Consider the following 18125-nt stretch of genomic DNA (forward strand, 5'->3'; position numbering starts at 1 on the left):
TACTAGTTGAAGGAGTGAATGAGTGTACGATACCGATGAAGAACAAATAGAAGCGTTAAAAAAATGGTGGCATCAGTATGGGAATACCCTGATTGTTGCAATTATCGTGTTTATCGCTGGATATTTTGGTATCAATTATTACCAGCATAGTGTTCAGAGCACGAAAGAGCAGGCATCTGATGTTTATCAGAAACTGGTTGATATGAATATTGAAAATCAAACCTTGTCGGCTGAACAGAAGGGCGAGGCTGAGAAATTGATCGATCAGTTGAAAACCGATTATGACAAATCCACCTATGCCGTATTTGCAGCAATGTATGGTGCCAAGTTTGATGTTGATGCGCAGGATCTTGATGCGGCACTGACTGAGTTGCAATGGGCGCTGGAACATAATAAGGATGATGCTTTAGGCAAAACGCTGAGGTTACGGATTGCCCGTATTCAGCTGGCCCAGGGCAAAACTGATGAGGCTCTAAAAACCATTGCTGTGGATGCTGGTGCCCAGGTTGCCAATTTTGAGGAGCTTCGTGGCGATATATATCTGGCAATGGGAAAAGTAGATGATGCCAGAACAGCTTTTCAGTTGGCATATAATGATGCCAAAGAAAAGCAATTGAATCGTCCTGTGTTGGAAATGAAGTTAAACGACCTTGCGGTAACTGAATAATGAGTTTGTTCCGGATATTTTTTGCATTAATCCTGGCTATAGTTATTACCTCCTGTGCCGGCAATAGTATTAAGCCAACTCCTCTGGATGAGTCATTCCAGCCAAAGGTTGATATACATAATGTATGGTTTCGCTATTTATCCGATGAAGGAACCAAAAGTGCATATCAGCAGTTGGAGCCCGTCGTAATTGAAGGACTGGTATACGGCATAGCATCAACCGGTGCATTCCAGGTAGTTGATCTCAAGACAGGAAAGGTGAAGCTGGCAGGAGATGTAGGCGAAGAAATATCCGGTGGGCTCGGAACTGATGGCGATTGGTTGTTTTTCGGAACTTCTAATGGTGACTTGGTTGCAGTAGACAGGTTGTTTAGAGAGCAATGGAAAGTGCATTTGTCCTCAAGATTGCTTACTCAACCTGTGGTTTCAGAAAACCGGGTCTTTGTGTCGGTACAGGATGGAAAGTTGCAGGCGCTTGATCGTAACACAGGCTCTCAGTTATGGCAGTTCGATAGCGCTTCTCCGCGTTTGACTGTGATAGGTAATGGTCGGCCGGAGGTTCATGGTGACCAGCTAATTGTTGGTTTTGATAGCGGAAAGCTGGTGGGATTTAATCCCAGAACCGGTGAGCAACTTTGGGAATATGTTGTCGCCGAAGCCAGTGGACGTAGTGATCTGGATCGTATCAGTGATGTGGATGGGCGATTGTTGTTTGTTGATAATGCAGTCGTCGCTTCTGCAGCAAATGGCTCGACGGTGGTAGTGGATCTTGCTACCGGGCGTAAACTCGAATCGTTTTCTGAAGCGAGTGACCGGGGTGTAGTTGCTGCCAATGGATTGCTGTATCTGGTTTTGAAAGACGATGTGATCGTGGCAGTAAATCCGAAAACTCACGAAGAAGTTTGGCGCCAGGATGCTTTTAAGTACCGTACTCTGGGTAACCCTGTTGATTGGAATGGTTATTTGGCTGTTGTCGATGTGAAGGGGTATCTGCATTTGCTGGATTTTAACGATGGCAGTCTTGTCGGTCGTTATCATGTAGATTTCTTTGGTGTCCGGTCGACGCCTGTTGTGGGTGGCGAGTACCTCCTGGTTCAGGGAAACAGTGATCGTTTAAAAGTATTTTTAACTCAGGAAATTCAACACTAAATGACCCCTGTAATTGCCCTTGTGGGCCGCCCTAATGTGGGGAAATCCACTTTATTTAACCGCCTGACCAAAACCAAAGATGCATTGGTCGCTGATTTTTCCGGTTTGACACGGGATCGAAAATACGGCGATGGTAAAGTAGGTCATCGTCCGTATATTGTGGTCGATACCGGTGGTATTAGTGGATTTGAAGAAGGGCTTGATGCAGAGATGGCTGGCCAATCTTACGCTGCAATTGATGAGGCAGACGCTGTTCTGTTTCTGGTCGATGCTGCTGAAGGTGTAACGGCAGCGGATCATATGATTGCCCAGACTCTGAGAGCCAAAAACAAGCCGGCCTGGTTGGTAGTCAATAAAACTGATGGTCGGGATGAAAGTGTCGCTGTCGCTGATTTCTTTGAACTTGGCATGTCAGCAGAGCCCTATCCTATTGCTGCTTCGCACAATCGCGGTGTGCGGAGTCTGATTGAAGAGGTTCTGGATTCTTTTCCTGAACCTGATTTTGAAGTGGATGCTGAGGAAAATGATCTTGGTATTCGCATTGCGGTAGTTGGACGACCAAATGTGGGTAAGTCCACGCTTGTTAACCGGATGTTGGGTGAAGACAGGGTCGTGGTATATGACCACCCTGGCACCACCATGGATTCTATTTATATTCCATATGAACGGAACGGCCAGAAATATACCCTGATCGATACGGCCGGTGTTCGCCGCCGTAAAAATGTTGAAGCCGCTGTTGAGAAATTTTCAATCATCAAAACACTCCAGGCGATTCAGGATGCCAATGTTGTGATCCTGGTGCTTGATGCCCGTGACAGTGTTGTGGAACAGGATCTGCACATGTTGAGCTTTGTGCTGAATGCTGGCCGGTCTCTGGTGATTGCTATTAATAAATGGGATGGTATGCACCCCGACGGTCGGGATAAGGTCAAACATGACCTGGAATGGCGAATGGAATTTCTGTTCGATTGGGCTGACTTTCATTTTATTTCTGCAATGCATGGAACGAATGTCGGGCATTTGTATGAGTCTGTGCAGGTTGCCTATGACTCGGCATATGCGAAATGGCAAACCAACCGTCTGACCACAATTCTTGAAGGCGCTATTGAGCAACATCAGCCCCCGATGATCAATGGTCGTCGTATCAAGTTGCGTTATGCCCATCAAGGCGGTTCTAATCCACCAATTATTGTGGTGCATGGCAATCAGGTTGATAAGTTGCCGGGCAGCTATACGCGTTACCTCGAAAATACCTTTAAGAAGGTTCTGGGGGTTCGCGGTACGCCGATACGTTTTGAGTTTAAATCCGGTGAAAACCCTTATGTTCAACCGAAGTTTAAGAATAACCGTAATACCACGCGCAAAGACAAGTTAGGTGCTCGTGGTCGTCGCATTGAACGCAATACCGGCCGAAAAAAAGACTGACTAATCTTTCCAAAACGGTTTCTGAATTTCCCGACGCAGATCCGTTTTGGTTATTCCCATATCCTTCAACAGAAAACCAGATATCTCCATGAGTTGTTTGCGTTGCCGATAGTTTCTGTTCCAACGCCCCACTCGCCTTCCGATTTTTTTTAGTTTTTCTAATAGATTAAGCCTTGCCTTAAGCGGTGAAGAACACCCTGCTGCGCATTTATATGTGTTTTCCATCTTTTATCTCCTGGTCTTTTAGTGGTTAAAATAGGAAAACATTTACCGTATGAATAATGTTATTTTCTTAAAGACCTATTAGGAAAACTTATGGATGACCGGTGGCCGCATTTTTTGAAAGCATTCTGGGTGCTGGATGTCGTTGTGCGAAAGGGGAGTTTTTCTGCGGCGGCTGAATGCTTAAATGTCAGCCAATCAGCTGTCAGTCAGCAGATTCGTTTGCTGGAGAGTGAATATGGTCCTTTGTTTGATCGTCATCCCAGGCAGTTGAAGCCAACGGAATCATGTCTTGGGTTGGCCGGCCATTTACGCAAGGGGTTCAGCCATATTGAAGAAGGGGTTATTGTCAGTCGCCAAAAAAGTAACCAGATTACCCTCTCTGTTTTGCCATCTATTGGCAGTGCATGGTTGATTCCCAGGTTGCATAAGTTTCAGGAATTATATCCAGATATCGAAGTTCGTCTGTCCATGAGTGGAGCGCTGGTTGATTTCTCTGATACTGGCCTTGATGCTGGCATCCGTTTGGGAACAGGGGATTATCCTGACTTGATTGCCCGGCCATTATGCGATGATGAAGTATTTCTGGTATGCAGTCCCACCAGACTGAAAGAGTTCTCCCAGCCTCCGGTTTTTTCCGATTTACGACAACAATTACTGATTTATGATAACGCTCGTAGCGATCAAAACTGGCCGGCCTGGGTTAAGGCCACTGGACAGGATGATATTCCTGTGCGGCAGAAACTGATGATCAGCGACTCTGGTCAGGTAATCCGTTTGGCTTTGTCCGGGCGTGGTGTGGCTTTGGTGCGTAGGGTGTTGGTAGCGGATGAACTGGCTTCTGGCGAGCTGATCAAGCTGTTCGAAGTCAGTCTTAAGCTGACGAGTCAGTATTATTTTGTATTGCCTAAACGATCAAGGGGGCAGCCTGCAGTTGCTGTGTTTTATGAGTGGCTAAAATCCGAATTCGAGCCTTATCGCAGTTAATAGATTCAGCCGTTCAGTTTTTTCTCTACTTTGGACAGTACTCGCCCCTGATGTAGCCGGGTTTCGATGACATCGCCGACTTCGACCTGGGAGAGTGAAGTGATTGCTGTCTGCTGTTGGGACAACGTTATGCTATACCCCCGTTCCAGAGTGGCCAGCGGGCTGACGGCATTGAGCTCTCTGGCATTGGCTCTGAGTGCCTCAGATCGCTTTTGTATTATCAATCGTATTGCTTGTAACAGGGAGTTATGCGTGCGATTCAGTTCTTTCTTTAACTGATTCAGCGTTTCGTCCGGGGTATGACTCATGAGGCGCTGATGTTGCAAAATCAGCATTTGATTTGATTGATAAAGTGATTGTCGAATTGCTCTGGCCAGTTTTTCCTGCAGATTATCCAGGCGCCGGTTTTGTTCTGTCAGCAACTGTCCAGGATGACGCAGGCGTTTGTGAAGATGCTCCACGATCATGGACTTTTCTTGCAGAATTTTGCCCATTGCCCGCCACAGTATTGATTCATACTGATCCAGTGTTTGCATGTACTCTTGCTGATCCGGACTCAACAGTTCAGCCGCCGCAGATGGTGTCGGAGCTCTGACATCGGCTACGAAGTCAGCAATAGTGAAATCTATTTCATGACCAACTGCACTGACAACCGGTATCTGGCTTGCCGCGATTGCTCTGGCGACACTTTCTTCATTGAAAGGCCATAAATCTTCCAGAGAGCCGCCACCGCGTCCCACAATCAGGACGTCGGCGCTGGCATGCTCATTAGCCAAAGTAATGGCCTTGCAGATCTGTGGTGCCGCGTTTTCACCTTGTACGGCCACCGGATATATCAGCACTTCAATAGCAGGGAAGCGGCGCTTGAGTACGGTAAGAATGTCCTGGATAGCCGCTCCGGTTGATGAGGTTATGACACCTATCCTGGTTATCCTGGATGGAAGTGGTTGTTTTTTGCCGGGATCAAACAGTCCCTCCAGTTCCAGCTTTTCCTTCAGAGCCAAAAAAGCCTGTTGCAGCGCACCTTCACCGGCTGGTCGGACAGAGGAGGCGATCAGTTGATAATCTCCTCTGGGCTCATACAGACTCAGACGGCCGGAAACAATGACAGAGTCTCCATGCTTTGGGATGTATCGACCTACAGAGGATTTAAACCAGGCCACTCTGATCTGTGCTTTGCTATCCTTTAATGTGAAGTAAATATGCCCTGATGCCGGTTTGGCCAGATTGGATATTTCCCCCTCAACGGCAATACTTCCGTAATGGGTTTCCAGTAAAAAACGGATCTGGTGGTTGAGCTGCGTCACGCTCAGTGCTTGGGGGGGCGCTGTTGCAAAGGTTTCAGAATGAGGGGGTTGCTGGCCGGTCATTATCAACACTGCTTCCTTAACCTGATTGGAGTGCCGATTATGGCAAAAGGGGCGGATGGCGCTGCTGTTGGTTTGGTTAACTTAGGGAACGTGCAGGAAGGTTTTGATAAACCGGCATAGTGTCCCAAAGCGACCCTCAAAAATATATGACCCAGACTAAGGCAGCTTAGATAAACGCGCGATTAAACCATAAAACTTTTATTGAGTCCAAATGCAGTTATAATGCCGCGCCAAATTTCCAGCCAGTAGTTCCAGGCTGATTTTCCTGTCAGCAGTGCGAACTACATTGAGATGAGGTAGAACATAAATGCTTAGAATTAAAGACGATGCACTGACCTTTGACGACGTTCTTCTGGTTCCAGGTTATTCAGAAGTTCTGCCAAAAGATGTTTCTCTGAAAACTCGTGTCAGTCGGAATATCGAGCTTAATATCCCGCTGGTTTCAGCAGCGATGGATACTGTGACTGAGGCCCGTCTCGCAATTGCCATGGCACAGGAAGGCGGCCTTGGTATCATTCATAAAAACATGACCATCGACGAGCAGGCAGCGCAAGTTCGTGCAGTGAAAAAGTTTGAGGCAGGTGTGGTTCGCGATCCAATTACCATTTCTGCTGACGCCACCGTTCGTGAGCTATTAACCCTGACCCGCGAAAACAATATTTCCGGTGTACCGGTGATGCGCGGTGACGATCTGGTCGGTATTGTGACCAGCCGTGATGTCCGCTTTGAGAAAGACATGTCTTTGCAGGTGGACCGTATTATGACTCCCAAAGAAAAACTGGTAACAGTTAAAGAGGGAGTGAGTGCGGAAGAGATTAAAGACTTGCTGCATCGCCATCGTATTGAAAAAGTGTTGATGGTAAACGATGAGTTCAAATTGACGGGTTTGGTCACGGTTAAAGATATCAGTAAATCCCAGGCGTGGCCCAATGCCTCTAAGGATGTTGATGCCAGTTTGCGGGTGGGGGCTGCCGTTGGAACCGGGGCAGACACCGGAGATCGGGTTGCGGCACTGGTCAAAGCGGGTGTGGATTTGATTATTGTTGATACCGCTCATGGTCACTCCAAAGGTGTGATTGATCGGGTACGTTGGGTCAAACAGAATTTTCCTGAAGTGGATGTGGTCGGAGGCAACATTGCCACGGCGGCGGCGGCTCTGGCATTGGTCGAGGCTGGAGCCGATGGCGTGAAAGTCGGCATTGGCCCTGGTTCCATTTGTACGACCCGGATTGTCGCCGGTATTGGGGTTCCGCAAATTACTGCGGTGGCAGATGTGGCAGAAGCATTAAAAGGTACTGGCATTCCAGTGATTGCCGACGGTGGCATTCGATATTCAGGTGATATTGCCAAAGCGATTGCGGCCGGTGCATCTGTCATTATGGCGGGGAGCATGTTTGCAGGTACCGATGAGTCTCCAGGAGAAGTTGAGCTGTTTCAGGGACGTGCCTATAAGTCCTATCGTGGCATGGGGTCATTAGGGGCGATGGCCCAGTCGCAGGGATCTTCAGACCGTTATTTTCAGACTGTTGAAAGCGGCGTGGAAAAACTGGTTCCCGAAGGTATTGAGGGTCGTATAGCGGTTAAAGGGCCCTTGGCTGCGGTATTGCATCAGCAGATGGGTGGGTTAAGAGCCTCCATGGGATATACCGGATGTCGCACAATCGAGGAAATGCGTACCAAGCCTGAGTTTGTCCGGATTACCGGTTCCGGTATCAAGGAATCTCATGTGCACGATGTGCAGATAACCAAAGAGGCACCGAACTACCGCCTGGGTTAAGCTGTTCGAATTTTGACGGGCTGCGGCCCGTTTTTTCTTTTTGCTCGTATATTTTTGTTGGAGTATCCACGACATGGCTCATTTGGACATTCATTCCCAAAAAATCCTGATTCTGGATTTTGGTTCTCAATACACGCAACTCATTGCCCGTCGGGTACGGGAGATCGGTGTCTATTGTGAGCTGCATGCTTTTGATATGTCGGAAGAAGACATTAAAGCCTTCCAGCCCAATGCCATCATTTTATCTGGTGGGCCGGAGTCTGTGACTGCTGGAGACACCCCCCGGGTGCCTCAGGTGGTGTTTGAAATGGGGTTGCCGGTACTGGGTGTCTGCTACGGCATGCAGGCGATGGCTGCACAGATGGGAGGGCAGGTATCCACCTCTGATCACCGCGAATTTGGATATGCCGAAGTCAAAGTCGAAGGTGATTCAAAGCTGTTGGGCGGTTTGTCTGATCGTCATGATAATGAGGCAGACCTGTTGGATGTCTGGATGAGTCATGGCGATAAGGTAACGGCCATGCCGGAAGGGTTTAGTTTGATGGCTTCCACGCCCAGCTGCCCGATTGCCGGGATGGCGGATGAGAAACGTCGTTTTTATGGCGTACAGTTTCACCCTGAAGTCACTCATACTCTGAAGGGCAAAGAAATTCTGGACCGCTTTGTCCGTACCATTGCCGGTTGTGATGGATTATGGACTTCCGACAATATCATTGATGACCTGGTGGATAAGGTTCGTGCACAGGTGGGGAGTGCTAAAGTGCTGCTGGCTTTGTCTGGCGGTGTCGACTCTTCAGTGGTCGCGGCCTTGCTGCATAAGGCAATCGGCGAGCAGCTGACCTGCGTATTCGTTGATAATGGCCTGTTACGTAAAAATGAGGGCGATATGGTGATGTCCATGTTTGCCGAAAACATGGGCGTAAAAGTGATACGCGCCAATGCTGAAGACTTGTTTTTAACGCGCTTGCAAGGTGTTTCGGATCCGGAGCAGAAGCGGAAAATCATTGGTAATACATTTATCGAAGTCTTTGACACTGAGGCTGGCAAACTCAAAGACGTGAACTTCCTTGCACAGGGTACGATCTATCCAGACGTCATTGAATCCGCAGCATCCAAAACCGGCAAGGCACATGTGATCAAATCCCACCATAATGTGGGAGGTCTTCCGGAAGATATGAAATTCGAACTGGTTGAGCCATTGCGCGAACTGTTTAAAGATGAGGTTCGCAAGCTGGGCCTCGCGCTTGGGTTGCCTTACGACATGGTTTATCGCCATCCATTTCCAGGTCCGGGATTGGGGGTGAGAATTCTTGGTGAAGTGAAAAAGGAATACGCAGATATTCTGCGTGAGGCCGACGCCATTTTCATTGAGGAATTGCACCGCGCTGACTGGTACCACAAGACCAGTCAATCATTTGCGGTATTCCTGCCGGTCAAATCCGTAGGAGTGGTTGGTGACGGCCGTCGCTATGAATGGGTTATTTCACTCAGAGCTGTGGAGACAGTGGATTTCATGACCGCCCGTTGGGCCCATCTGCCTTATGAACTGATCGAACGCGTATCAAACCGCATCATCAATGAAATCGAACACGTTTCCAGGGTGGTATACGATGTTTCCAGCAAGCCTCCTGCGACAATTGAGTGGGAGTAAGAGTAACCGGCGTTGCTGGATCGTTTCTGACAATGCCTGGTGCCAATAGGTAATCAATCCAAAAACCCAGTGCTATTGCTGGGTTTTTTGTTTTTGAATGCCATGAAAGGTGAGCTTGCTCGTTCATAGTATTGAACCAATACGGGCAAAGGTCTATCTCGCAGCCTCGGACAGAGCACCACCGGGTTCGGGGGCGTTTCAGAGTTCATAAAATAAAGCACGTTAAGCCAAACCCAATAGAACAGCCGTTGCACTTAGGATTAAAGGCCATCGTGGAAGCATCGATGTCAACTCAAGTGCTTTCTTGCAGAATGCCCTCAACGAACTCGGCGAACAAACGCGCCTTGGCTGTGGCAAGGCGCCCCGTGGGAAATACTGCCCATAGGTCAGTGTCAGGCAGCGACCAACTCTCCAGCAGGCGAAGCACACGACCCTCGGCCAACTCAGGCGCGAACATCCAGTCCGAGGCAATGGTTAGACCCATATCAGCGAGCACGGCGGCACGGATGCCTTCGGCGGCACTGAAGCGTGCTCGTCCATTTACCAGAACGGATACTTCCGTTGTCTCCCGATGGAATTTCCACACATTGTTCATCTGGCTGTAGACGATAGTTTCGTGGTTGGCCAGGTCGGCGGGTACCTGCGGTGTTCCCTTTCGCTTCAAGTATTCGGCGGTCGCCAGCACTGAGCAGCGCGAAGACGCCAGTTTACGCGCCACGGCGCTGCTATCGGCCAGTGTTCCCATTCTCAACGAGATGTCGATTCCTTCCGCGATCAGGTCAATCATTCGGTCATCCAACACTACGTCTATATCGAGACCGGGATGTGCCTCAAGGAACTGTGGCAGGCGCGGAATGATATGCAGGCGCGCGAATGTGGGTGCTGCCGAGATGCGCAGCCGGCCGGACAGTCCCTCACCGGCTCCCCGTGCGGCCAGCTCGGCCTCGTCCGCCTCCTGTATGGCCAGGAGCGCCCGTTCGTAGAAGCGCAAACCCGCTTCGGTCGGTGTCAACCCGTGCGTAGAACGCAGTAAGAGCTTCACTTGCAGCCGCTGCTCCAGCTGCGCCACGGTTTTGGACACCGCCGGTTGCCCAACGTCCAGCACGCGGGCAGCGCCTGAAAACGAACCGGCTTCCACCACGCGTACGAAGACGATCATTGCCTGCAATCGATCCATGTCATTCCTACTTGGAATAGATGTTATTGCTAGATCATATCTGCCATTCCTGTAAATAGACAACCATAATTCGATCAACAGCCTGTAGTGCTGAATATCCAACATTTTAAGAACAAGGAAATAATCATGATCGAGGTCTACGCCTATGCCACCCCGAACAGCATCAAGGTGCCTATCGCACTGGAAGAGCTGGGGCTGGATTACACCCTGCACTCTGTCAACGTAAAACAAGGGGAACAACAGCAGACGCAATTTCTCGCGCTCAATCCGAATGCCAAAGTGCCGGTACTCGTGCACACCGACACCGCAAGCAGCGAGCCTCTGGTGTTGAGTGAGTCGGCTGCCATCCTGGTTTATCTGGCCGAACGCCAGGGTCAGTTGCTGCCCGCCACCGGCGAAGCGCGCGCCCGCGTGTTCGAGCAGCTGTTCTTTCACGCTTCGGCCGTCAGTCCAAGCTTTGGCAACGCGGGCTTTTTTACCAAGCTGGCCAGCGAGCCGCAGCCACTGGCACAACAACGATTCTCCGGCGAGGCCGAGCGCGTGACCAGGTTGCTTGATGAACTGCTCGCCGAACGCAGCTTCATTGCCGGCGACGACTACAGCATCGCCGACATCGCTCATTTCGGTTGGTTCTGGCGCCGTGCTTTCGCCGGCGTGGAGCTGGAGGCTTATCCGAATCTGTCTCGCTGGTACGCCGCTGTTGAACAGCGTCCCGCCGTACAGCGCGCCATCACACGTATCAACGCGCTTGTCGCGTCCGCTTGAAAACCCAATCACTCACAACTGAGGAAATAACTATGTCCCGCTTCGATAACTACCGCAATACCTATCCCAATGCTCGCTTGACCCGGTCACCCGACGGCGTGCTCGAAATCGCCCTGCACACCAACGGGGACAAGCTCGTCTTCGACGGTCACACGCACGAACAGTTTGTCGATCTGTTTCACGACGTTGGCAGTGACCCCGACAACCGCGTGGTGATTCTTACCGGCAGCGGCGATGCGTTTATGGACGCGATCAGCCCCGAGGGCTTCGACTTCTTCACGCCGCGCGGTTACGACAAGATCTTCCGCGAAGGCAAGAAGGTGCTGATGAATATCCTCGACATTGAGGTGCCGCTGATCGCCGCACTCAATGGCCCGGTGTTATTGCATTCCGAATACGCGCTGCTGGCCGACATCGTGCTGGCCACACCGGATACGGTGTTCCAGGACAAGCCGCATTTTGATTTCGGCATCGTGCCTGGCGATGGCGTCAACCTGTTGTGGCCGGAAGTGATCGGCAGCGTGCGCGGTCGTTATTTCATCCTCACCCGCCAACAACTCGATGCGCAGACTGCAAAGGAATGGGGCGCTGTCAACGAAGTCGTCCCAGCCGAGCGCTTGTTAGCGCGTGCCCATGAGATCGCCAGTGAACTGGCGAAGTTGCCACCGCTGACCAGTCGCTACACCCGCATCGCACTGACTCAGAAACTGCGCCGGATCATCGACGAAGGTGCTGGTTATGGTTTGGCGCTGGAAGGCATCAGTGCGGCCGACGTGGCGCGTTCGATGAATCCGTCTGCCTGATTTTCGTAACAAGTAAGTCAGACGCTGATGTCTGACCCGTCATTCCCTTTTGAGGAGATTTTCCCATGTCACTGCAAGACAAACTTGATGCCTTCAAGGCTGACTACGAAGCCGGCAAGCCGCCTTACAGCGTGCCGTATTCAGTCATCGAAACCATGCATCGCGCCACTGCTGAACTGATTGCGTCCGATGCTGCGCAAAAGGCACTGAAGGCTGGCGACAAAGCACCTGCTTTCACGCTTAATGACCCGGATGGCAAGCCGGTATCATCCACCGATCTGCTGCGCCAAGGACCGCTGGTAGTGACGTTCTACCGCGGTGTCTGGTGTCCGTACTGCAATATGGAATTGCAGGCGCTGCAAGCCGTGTTGCCGGATATCCGTGCAGCCGGTGCCAACGTAGTGGCGATCTCGCCGCAGGTGGCCGCCAACAGTCGCAAGTCGGTGCGCCAGAACAAGCTGGAATTCCCAATTCTGTCGGACGCACACAATGATGTGGCTGCCGCATTCGGCCTGCGTTTCGAGTTGCAGGACTACCTGGTCGAACTCTACAAGTCGTTGAAGAACGACTTGCCTGCGTTCAATGGTGATCCGAGCTGGACGTTGCCAATGCCCGCGCGCTACGTCATCGCACCGGACGGCACCATCGTTTATGCCGAAGTGAATCCCGACTACACCCGTCGCCCCGATCCGTCGGAAATGCTGCCGGCCATTCGCAAGGCCGCGGTTTGAATCACCCGAATGCTGCTCGCTGCATGGCGAGCGGCGAGGAGTCATCATGTCACGCACTTTTCTCATTACTGGCGCAAGCAAAGGCATCGGCTTCGCGCTTTCGACACGACTTGCCGCTGCCGGGCATCACGTCGTTGGTTTGGCGCGCACCGCGCCGAGTGAATTTCCCGGCACATTTATTCCCGTCGATCTGAGCGACGATGAGGCCACACGCATGGCGTTGCACGACATCGCGCAACGCTTCGCACTGGATGGCGTGGTGAACAACGTTGGCCTCGTCCGTCCCGCGTTGCTGGCTGATGTTACCTTGCCCGCGCTGGATGAAGTCTTCAACGTCAATCTGCATCCCGCGCTGTTGGCCGTGCAGGCAGCGTTGCCCGGGATGAGAGCAAGAGGCTGGGGCCGCATCGTCAACATTTCCAGCCTGACCATTCTTGGCATGCCGCAACGTACCGCTTACGCAGCAGCCAAGGCGGCACTGGTCAGCTTCACCCGCAGCTGGGCACTGGAACTGGCCGATACCGGCATCACGGTTAATGCGGTAGCCCCCGGCCCAACCGAAACCGAATTGTTCCGCGCCAACAATCCGCCAAGCAGCGAAGGAGAGCGGCGTTATCTTGCGGGCGTGCCAATGGGGCGATTCGGGAAGCCCGATGAAATCGCAGCGACCATCGCGTTCCTGTTGTCTGAAAATGCTGGATTCATGACCGGACAGACCTTGCATGTCGATGGTGGTGCGTCTCTCGGACGCACCGCATTCTGACGGAGTGCTCTTCTTTGTCCTTGACCGCTGATAGTGCCTGATTTACCTATTCCGGACGCTTGTAGATGGGGCATCTTTACCCGGCTCGCGACCGCAGCGTCGCCACTCAGCGTGACGCTGCGGCTGCTTGAGCCTTGGTCTCGTGAAGTTTTTGATCAGGGTATTTTTCACGGTATTTATTGCATGTAGAAAAGTACCAAGCATCAGTACCATGAGAGGCATAATTGTTACCGGAATGGCATCAGAATGCTTGGCGTATTTCGTGTGAGTCAATACCTTCAAAGTAAATTCGGCATTATCTTGTTTTATTGCTGCAGTAGCGGATGCGGATGCTCTGCGTCGGCACCACCGGCACCATAGGGGCGAGTGATAATTTCAAGAAGATGGCTGTTGGGATCGTCGAAATAGACACCCCGGCCGTCATCCCAATGATTAATGGTGCCTGGCTGTTTGCGGAATGGGTCGGCCCAGTAAGCAAGCCCTTTTTGTTTGATGCGCTGGAAGATGGCATCGAACTCTGCCTCACTGACGAGAAAGGCAAAATGGCGCTGCGCAATTTCGCCATCGGTTTCGACAAGATCCAGTGATGTGTCATCGATCTGAACAACAGCGAAATGTCCCACCATTTTGTGCGGCGGCAAGCCAAGCATCTCGGTGTAGAATTTTGCGGTTGCCTTTTTGTCCTGTGTGACGACGATGATGTGATTTAAGGTGATGGTCATGTTGATCCCTTCGCGTTGCTGAGTATGAAAATACCACTGGCAGTGATCAGTTTAAACTTGGGACAAACCCTTGGCAGCCAGCCGCGTAATTGCTGTTGAATAAAGCTATAACGCGCCGGCCCCTTTTGAATATTCTCCTATTTGGCCAGCACGACATGGAGAGCGGTTTCGGTTGTAACCTGTTCCGTGACGGCATAGCCAAGGGACGGCAGATCGATGCCCGTGAACATTGCCTCTCCACGACCGAGGATTACGGGGGAAATTACCAGGTGCAGTTCATCGATCAGTCCGGCTGCAAGATACTGGCGCACTGTAGACACACCACCGCCAATCTTCACATTTTTACCTTGGGCTGCCGCCTTCGCTTTTTCGAGCGCGGCTTCGATTCCTTCGGTGACGAAATGGAACGTCGTGCCGCCGTCCATCTCAATGGGTTCACGGGGGTAGTGGGTGAGAATAAAGGTTGGTGCGTGATAGGGTGGGTTGTCCCCCCACCAGCCTTTCCAAGCCTGATCCGGCCACTCATCGCGAATGGGGCCGAACATATTGCGCCCCAGAATAAAGGCGCCGAAGCCGCTCATTGAGCGGACGGCATAGTCGTTGTCTATTCCCTCCGAGCCGCCGTCTGCGCCAATCATCTGTTTGAAAAACCGGGTGCCGAGCATCCATGTATGCAGTTCTTTTCCACCCTTGCCGAGAGGGTTCTCAAGGCTTTGCTCTGGTCCGGCACCGAAGCCGTCGATGGATAGGGAAAACCCTGAAACGATTACCCGGGTCATTGTTTGTTCCTCATTTTGTGTTAGACAAGTCAACTCATTAAATGCTTTGGCCGTTGCGCTTCGGTCAGGTGTTAGATGCCGCCTTGAAAACAGCCAACTGCGCGGCGAATGCACGTTTGAAAGCAGGTCGGGCTTCGCCGCGGGCGACATAGGCCGCAAGATTCGGATATTCCTCTAATATTCCCGAGCCATTTAGCCTGCGAAGCACTTGCACCATCAACAGATCGCCAGCCGTAAACACTTCCTCAAGCCAGTCAGCCTTGCCCAGTCGGCTGGAAAGTTCACTCAGTCTGTTGCGTATGCGATTCTCGACGACACGCAGGCGTTGTTCATGCCAAGTCTCGTTACTTTCCAGGTAGATGGCGACTTCGCGATTGACGATGGGCGGTTCCATCGTGTTGAGCGCGGCAAACATCCAGGTAATTGCCCGTGCCCGACTATTGGCTTCGTCCGGTAACAGTCCGCTATGGCGCTCCGCAATGTGGAACACGATCGCTCCCGACTCGAACAGGGTGAGATCGCTGTCTTCATAGGTGGGAATCTGCCTGAACGGATGCCACGTACGATGCTCGGGCTCTTTCATAGCTGTGAAGGCAACCAGCCGCACATCATAGGGCTGGCCCACTTCTTCAAAGGCCCAGCGGACAGGCATGTCGCGAGCCAGTCCCGCGCCGCGATCCGGTGATTCTTTAAATGCAGTAATGGTGGGGGACATATTCAATTCCCCTGTTCGGCTACCGCGGCGTCGAGGGTGGCGATATCGATCTTCTTCATCGTCATCATTGCTTCGAAGGCGCGTTTCGCTTTGGTCCGATCAGAACACGTCACCAGATCAAGCAGCCTTCTCGGTGTGACCTGCCATGAAAAGCCCCAGCGGTCTTTGCACCAGCCACATGCACTCTCCACACCGCCATTGTCGATGATCGCATTCCAGTAGTGGTCAGTCTCTTCCTGGGTTTCGGTCACCACCATAAAACTGACCGCTTCATTGGGCGAGAAATTCGGACCGCCATTAAGGCCGATGAACTGCCTCCCGAGCACCGTAAATTCGATGGTTAACTCGCTGCTTTCCCGGCCATCCGGAAAGTCACCGGGGGCCAGGTTGACCCGTTCGATATGGCTCTCAGGAAAGGTGGCGGCATAGAATTTCGCCGCCTTGAGGGCTTCACCATGGTCGAACCACAGGCAAGTAACGAGGTTGGTCATACCCGTTCTCCTCTTTTGTAGAGTTTAAATCGTTTGTTGCGGTTACTGAGTAGTCGCGTGGCGATACCCCATTTCGACAGACTTGCGCAAAAATTTTCAGTTACAAGTGGATGCCGTGTAGCCCAAATCACATGCTCAGGGCCTGGGTTAGGGCTTGTTCGACCTGGTTATCCACGCCACATGGCAAGCGGACGGAAGATTGCCCTATTTGGTGAGCGGACATTGCTTATACCGGCTTCCCATCTGCCGCCTCGAAATGCGCCATTTGCTCGGTGTACGCTTTTTTGAATGCCGGGCGGTCGGTCACGCGGGTCACATAAGCCTCGCTCGCCGGACGGTTGCCGAAAACACGGAGCTTTGATACGCGCAGCACATCCGCCATCAGCAGGTCCGCGACAGTGAAACGGTCAGCTGCCAGCCATTCACGCTCCTTCAGGATGCGCTCCATATGATCAAGACGGCTTTCCAGCCATCCGGCCAGACCGTTGTCCTTTGTACCGGTCACTTCCAGAAACCACCAGGGCACGGAGACCATCTCGATCGAGTTAAGCGCTGCAATAACCCATTGCAAGGTATGCGCTTCGCCAACAGGATCGCGCGGCATCAGCTTGTCGGATTTTCGGGCAAGGTGCAGCAGACAGGCACCGCTTTCGAATATCTGTATTTCTCCGTCGTTCAGAAACGGCACCTGTCCAAACGGTTGCTGCGCGAGATGATTAGTCTCGCGATCATCGAACGGGACGGTTTTCACCTCGTATGGAATCTCAGCTTCTTCACACGCCCATCGTAGCCGCAAATCGCGCACGAAACCTCGAGGGCGCTCAGGTACCCAGTCCAAGGTCCAGATAATCAATTCGCTCATGTTCCAATCCTGATTTCGCCTGTCTGTTTTATTTGCTGAGTAGTTCGATTTCTATTGAGGCAGATTAAGCTGCCAGGATACGCCAAAGCGATCAGCGACCCAGCTGTACCCTGTGCTGAATTCGTAGCGGTCAAGTGGCATCATTGTGGCCTTGCTTCGTATTTCGGGTGCAATCATGCCGATGGGAAGGGCCGCTTGGGCGGTGTCGCCAGCGCGATTGGAAAGGTACTTCGATCGACTACCTCCGGCGCTCCAAATTCGTCTTTCATGATGTTTCGTCCTCCCCTGGTTTCTAACGCGATTCAACATACGCTTTGAAATTATTCAGGATCGCCTGCCAACCATATGCGTTGCATATCAATAGAATTCTCCTCTTCCGCATCGAAAGTCGTCGTGACTTTCGTTGAATCATTCTGTGCTTCAAAGTTTGTTGTTATTCTCTGCCCGTTGGCCTGAGTAAGCGTACCTGTTCTTCCAGCTCTTCGATTCGCAGCTTCTGTTCTTGCAGAAGCTTGTCTGCATCTTTTTGTTCAATTCTTGGTGGAATGTGCTGTGGACAGTTTTTGTCCCAGGCTTCTACGGTAAATACTAATACCTGCTCTGCCCGGGCATGGTATTGATTTTGGCTGGGCATCAGTTGTGCCAGAAGTTCCGGGCTATCCTCAATCACTTTGGCTTTTCCCCAGATTTTAATCCGGATTCTATTGGTGTAATCGATTAGGAAAATAAAAGCTCTGGGGTTTTCGGCTAGATTGCCCTGACTGATAAACTGCCGGTTTCCTTGATAGTCAGCAAATGCAAGGGTTTTTCTGTCGATAACCTTTAAAAAGCCGGGAGGACCGCCGCGATGCTGTACATAAGGTTGACCGTAGGTATTGGTGGTCGCCAGGAAAAAGCTCCTTTGTTCGGCCACAAAGTCAGCCAGTTCAGGTGTTATTTCTGTTTGCCAACCACCGTATTGCTCCATTTGAGCATAAATATCTCTGGAGCCTTTTCGGAGCTGAATGGCTTTTACGCTTTTCGTAAAGGCAATGTCGCTTATGTAGTCCAATCTAACATACCTCACTTAT

General features: G+C 51.4%; 19 protein-coding genes. 10 read left to right on the top strand and 9 right to left on the bottom strand.

All coding sequences use genetic code 11. The features are described 5' to 3' along the window. The first annotated feature begins 22 nt into the window (after positions 1-22). From YC6258_RS10855 to der, 3 genes are read left to right on the top strand one after another with little or no spacing between them, the layout of a single operon-like run. On the top strand, positions 23-667 hold the full coding sequence (locus YC6258_RS10855) for a YfgM family protein (protein WP_052830215.1): 645 nt from the start codon (positions 23-25) through the stop codon (positions 665-667). Further along, complete coding sequence (gene bamB / locus YC6258_RS10860) at positions 667-1815, top strand: outer membrane protein assembly factor BamB (RefSeq protein WP_044617011.1); 1149 nt, start codon at positions 667-669, stop codon at positions 1813-1815. Before YC6258_RS10855 ends, bamB begins: the two co-directional genes overlap by 1 nt. After that, positions 1816-3240 carry a ribosome biogenesis GTPase Der gene (gene der / locus YC6258_RS10865; RefSeq protein WP_044617012.1) on the top strand — a complete coding sequence of 475 codons (1425 nt, stop codon included), beginning with the start codon at positions 1816-1818 and terminating at the stop codon, positions 3238-3240. Here the strand turns inward: der and YC6258_RS10870 are convergent, their stop codons facing one another. Beyond that, complete coding sequence (locus YC6258_RS10870) at positions 3241-3465, bottom strand: DUF1127 domain-containing protein (protein WP_044617013.1); 225 nt, start codon at positions 3463-3465, stop codon at positions 3241-3243. It lies immediately after the preceding gene. 90 nt (positions 3466-3555) lie between these two features. Here YC6258_RS10870 and YC6258_RS10875 point away from each other — a divergent pair, with 90 nt between their 5' ends. Beyond that, complete coding sequence (locus YC6258_RS10875) at positions 3556-4449, top strand: LysR substrate-binding domain-containing protein (RefSeq protein WP_044617014.1); 894 nt, start codon at positions 3556-3558, stop codon at positions 4447-4449. A 5-nt stretch (positions 4450-4454) separates the two neighbouring features. Here the strand turns inward: YC6258_RS10875 and xseA are convergent, their stop codons facing one another. After that, entirely contained in the window at positions 4455-5819 is a 1365-nt protein-coding gene (xseA, locus tag YC6258_RS10880) for an exodeoxyribonuclease VII large subunit (protein WP_044617015.1), read from the bottom strand. Between the two features lie 307 nt (positions 5820-6126). Here xseA and guaB point away from each other — a divergent pair, with 307 nt between their 5' ends. Next, positions 6127-7596: an IMP dehydrogenase gene (guaB, locus tag YC6258_RS10885; RefSeq protein ID WP_044617016.1), complete on the top strand. Its 1470-nt coding sequence runs from the start codon at positions 6127-6129 to the stop codon at positions 7594-7596. Between the two features lie 73 nt (positions 7597-7669). Further along, entirely contained in the window at positions 7670-9247 is a 1578-nt protein-coding gene (gene guaA, locus YC6258_RS10890; RefSeq protein WP_044617017.1) for a glutamine-hydrolyzing GMP synthase, read from the top strand. Positions 9248-9539: 292 nt separating this feature from the next. Here guaA and YC6258_RS10895 read toward each other — a convergent pair whose 3' ends face one another. Beyond that, a complete protein-coding gene (locus tag YC6258_RS10895; RefSeq protein WP_044617018.1) occupies positions 9540-10424 on the bottom strand; it encodes a LysR family transcriptional regulator in 885 nt (294 codons plus the stop codon). A 126-nt stretch (positions 10425-10550) separates the two neighbouring features. Here YC6258_RS10895 and YC6258_RS10900 point away from each other — a divergent pair, with 126 nt between their 5' ends. The 4 genes from YC6258_RS10900 to YC6258_RS10915 all read left to right on the top strand — a co-directional run bounded on the left by YC6258_RS10900 (position 10551) and on the right by YC6258_RS10915 (position 13486). Beyond that, positions 10551-11189, top strand: coding sequence for a glutathione S-transferase family protein (locus tag YC6258_RS10900; protein WP_044617019.1), 639 nt, complete (start codon positions 10551-10553; stop codon positions 11187-11189). Between the two features lie 32 nt (positions 11190-11221). After that, on the top strand, positions 11222-11992 hold the full coding sequence (locus YC6258_RS10905) for an enoyl-CoA hydratase/isomerase family protein (RefSeq protein WP_082070652.1): 771 nt from the start codon (positions 11222-11224) through the stop codon (positions 11990-11992). Between the two features lie 65 nt (positions 11993-12057). Further along, positions 12058-12723 carry a peroxiredoxin-like family protein gene (locus YC6258_RS10910; RefSeq protein WP_044617020.1) on the top strand — a complete coding sequence of 222 codons (666 nt, stop codon included), beginning with the start codon at positions 12058-12060 and terminating at the stop codon, positions 12721-12723. Between the two features lie 46 nt (positions 12724-12769). Then, positions 12770-13486, top strand: a complete 717-nt coding sequence (locus tag YC6258_RS10915; protein WP_044617021.1) for an SDR family oxidoreductase — start codon at positions 12770-12772, stop codon at positions 13484-13486. A 305-nt stretch (positions 13487-13791) separates the two neighbouring features. Here the strand turns inward: YC6258_RS10915 and YC6258_RS10920 are convergent, their stop codons facing one another. The 6 genes from YC6258_RS10920 to YC6258_RS10950 form a co-directional block, all read right to left on the bottom strand. Beyond that, entirely contained in the window at positions 13792-14208 is a 417-nt protein-coding gene (locus tag YC6258_RS10920; protein WP_044617022.1) for a VOC family protein, read from the bottom strand. 137 nt (positions 14209-14345) lie between these two features. Continuing rightward, positions 14346-14987: a dihydrofolate reductase family protein gene (locus YC6258_RS10925; protein WP_044617023.1), complete on the bottom strand. Its 642-nt coding sequence runs from the start codon at positions 14985-14987 to the stop codon at positions 14346-14348. Between the two features lie 64 nt (positions 14988-15051). Further along, positions 15052-15702 (bottom strand): glutathione S-transferase family protein, encoded by a 651-nt coding sequence (locus tag YC6258_RS10930; protein WP_044617024.1) that lies wholly within the window; start codon positions 15700-15702, stop codon positions 15052-15054. Between the two features lie 2 nt (positions 15703-15704). After that, complete coding sequence (locus YC6258_RS10935; RefSeq protein WP_044617025.1) at positions 15705-16193, bottom strand: VOC family protein; 489 nt, start codon at positions 16191-16193, stop codon at positions 15705-15707. A 226-nt stretch (positions 16194-16419) separates the two neighbouring features. After that, entirely contained in the window at positions 16420-17055 is a 636-nt protein-coding gene (locus YC6258_RS10940) for a glutathione S-transferase family protein (protein WP_044617026.1), read from the bottom strand. A 433-nt stretch (positions 17056-17488) separates the two neighbouring features. Further along, entirely contained in the window at positions 17489-18106 is a 618-nt protein-coding gene (locus tag YC6258_RS10950) for a pyridoxamine 5'-phosphate oxidase family protein (protein WP_044617028.1), read from the bottom strand. Between the last annotated feature and the right edge of the window lie 19 nt (positions 18107-18125).

It is taken from the genome of Gynuella sunshinyii YC6258 (assembly GCF_000940805.1).
In the GTDB taxonomy this organism is placed as follows: domain Bacteria; phylum Pseudomonadota; class Gammaproteobacteria; order Pseudomonadales; family Natronospirillaceae; genus Gynuella; species Gynuella sunshinyii.

What these genes read in the sequence shown, in the direction of transcription:
- bamB (WP_044617011.1), top strand. Translation starts at nt 667, where the DNA reads ATGAGTTTGTTCCGGATATTTTTTGCATTAATCCTGGCTATAGTTATT.
- der (WP_044617012.1), top strand. Translation starts at nt 1,816, where the DNA reads ATGACCCCTGTAATTGCCCTTGTGGGCCGCCCTAATGTGGGGAAATCC.
- YC6258_RS10870 (WP_044617013.1), bottom strand. Translation starts at nt 3,465, where the DNA reads ATGGAAAACACATATAAATGCGCAGCAGGGTGTTCTTCACCGCTTAAG.
- YC6258_RS10875 (WP_044617014.1), top strand. Translation starts at nt 3,556, where the DNA reads ATGGATGACCGGTGGCCGCATTTTTTGAAAGCATTCTGGGTGCTGGAT.
- xseA (WP_044617015.1), bottom strand. Translation starts at nt 5,819, where the DNA reads ATGACCGGCCAGCAACCCCCTCATTCTGAAACCTTTGCAACAGCGCCC.
- guaB (WP_044617016.1), top strand. Translation starts at nt 6,127, where the DNA reads ATGCTTAGAATTAAAGACGATGCACTGACCTTTGACGACGTTCTTCTG.
- guaA (WP_044617017.1), top strand. Translation starts at nt 7,670, where the DNA reads ATGGCTCATTTGGACATTCATTCCCAAAAAATCCTGATTCTGGATTTT.
- YC6258_RS10895 (WP_044617018.1), bottom strand. Translation starts at nt 10,424, where the DNA reads ATGGATCGATTGCAGGCAATGATCGTCTTCGTACGCGTGGTGGAAGCC.
- YC6258_RS10900 (WP_044617019.1), top strand. Translation starts at nt 10,551, where the DNA reads ATGATCGAGGTCTACGCCTATGCCACCCCGAACAGCATCAAGGTGCCT.
- YC6258_RS10905 (WP_082070652.1), top strand. Translation starts at nt 11,222, where the DNA reads ATGTCCCGCTTCGATAACTACCGCAATACCTATCCCAATGCTCGCTTG.
- YC6258_RS10910 (WP_044617020.1), top strand. Translation starts at nt 12,058, where the DNA reads ATGTCACTGCAAGACAAACTTGATGCCTTCAAGGCTGACTACGAAGCC.
- YC6258_RS10915 (WP_044617021.1), top strand. Translation starts at nt 12,770, where the DNA reads ATGTCACGCACTTTTCTCATTACTGGCGCAAGCAAAGGCATCGGCTTC.
- YC6258_RS10920 (WP_044617022.1), bottom strand. Translation starts at nt 14,208, where the DNA reads ATGACCATCACCTTAAATCACATCATCGTCGTCACACAGGACAAAAAG.
- YC6258_RS10925 (WP_044617023.1), bottom strand. Translation starts at nt 14,987, where the DNA reads ATGACCCGGGTAATCGTTTCAGGGTTTTCCCTATCCATCGACGGCTTC.
- YC6258_RS10930 (WP_044617024.1), bottom strand. Translation starts at nt 15,702, where the DNA reads ATGTCCCCCACCATTACTGCATTTAAAGAATCACCGGATCGCGGCGCG.
- YC6258_RS10935 (WP_044617025.1), bottom strand. Translation starts at nt 16,193, where the DNA reads ATGACCAACCTCGTTACTTGCCTGTGGTTCGACCATGGTGAAGCCCTC.
- YC6258_RS10940 (WP_044617026.1), bottom strand. Translation starts at nt 17,055, where the DNA reads ATGAGCGAATTGATTATCTGGACCTTGGACTGGGTACCTGAGCGCCCT.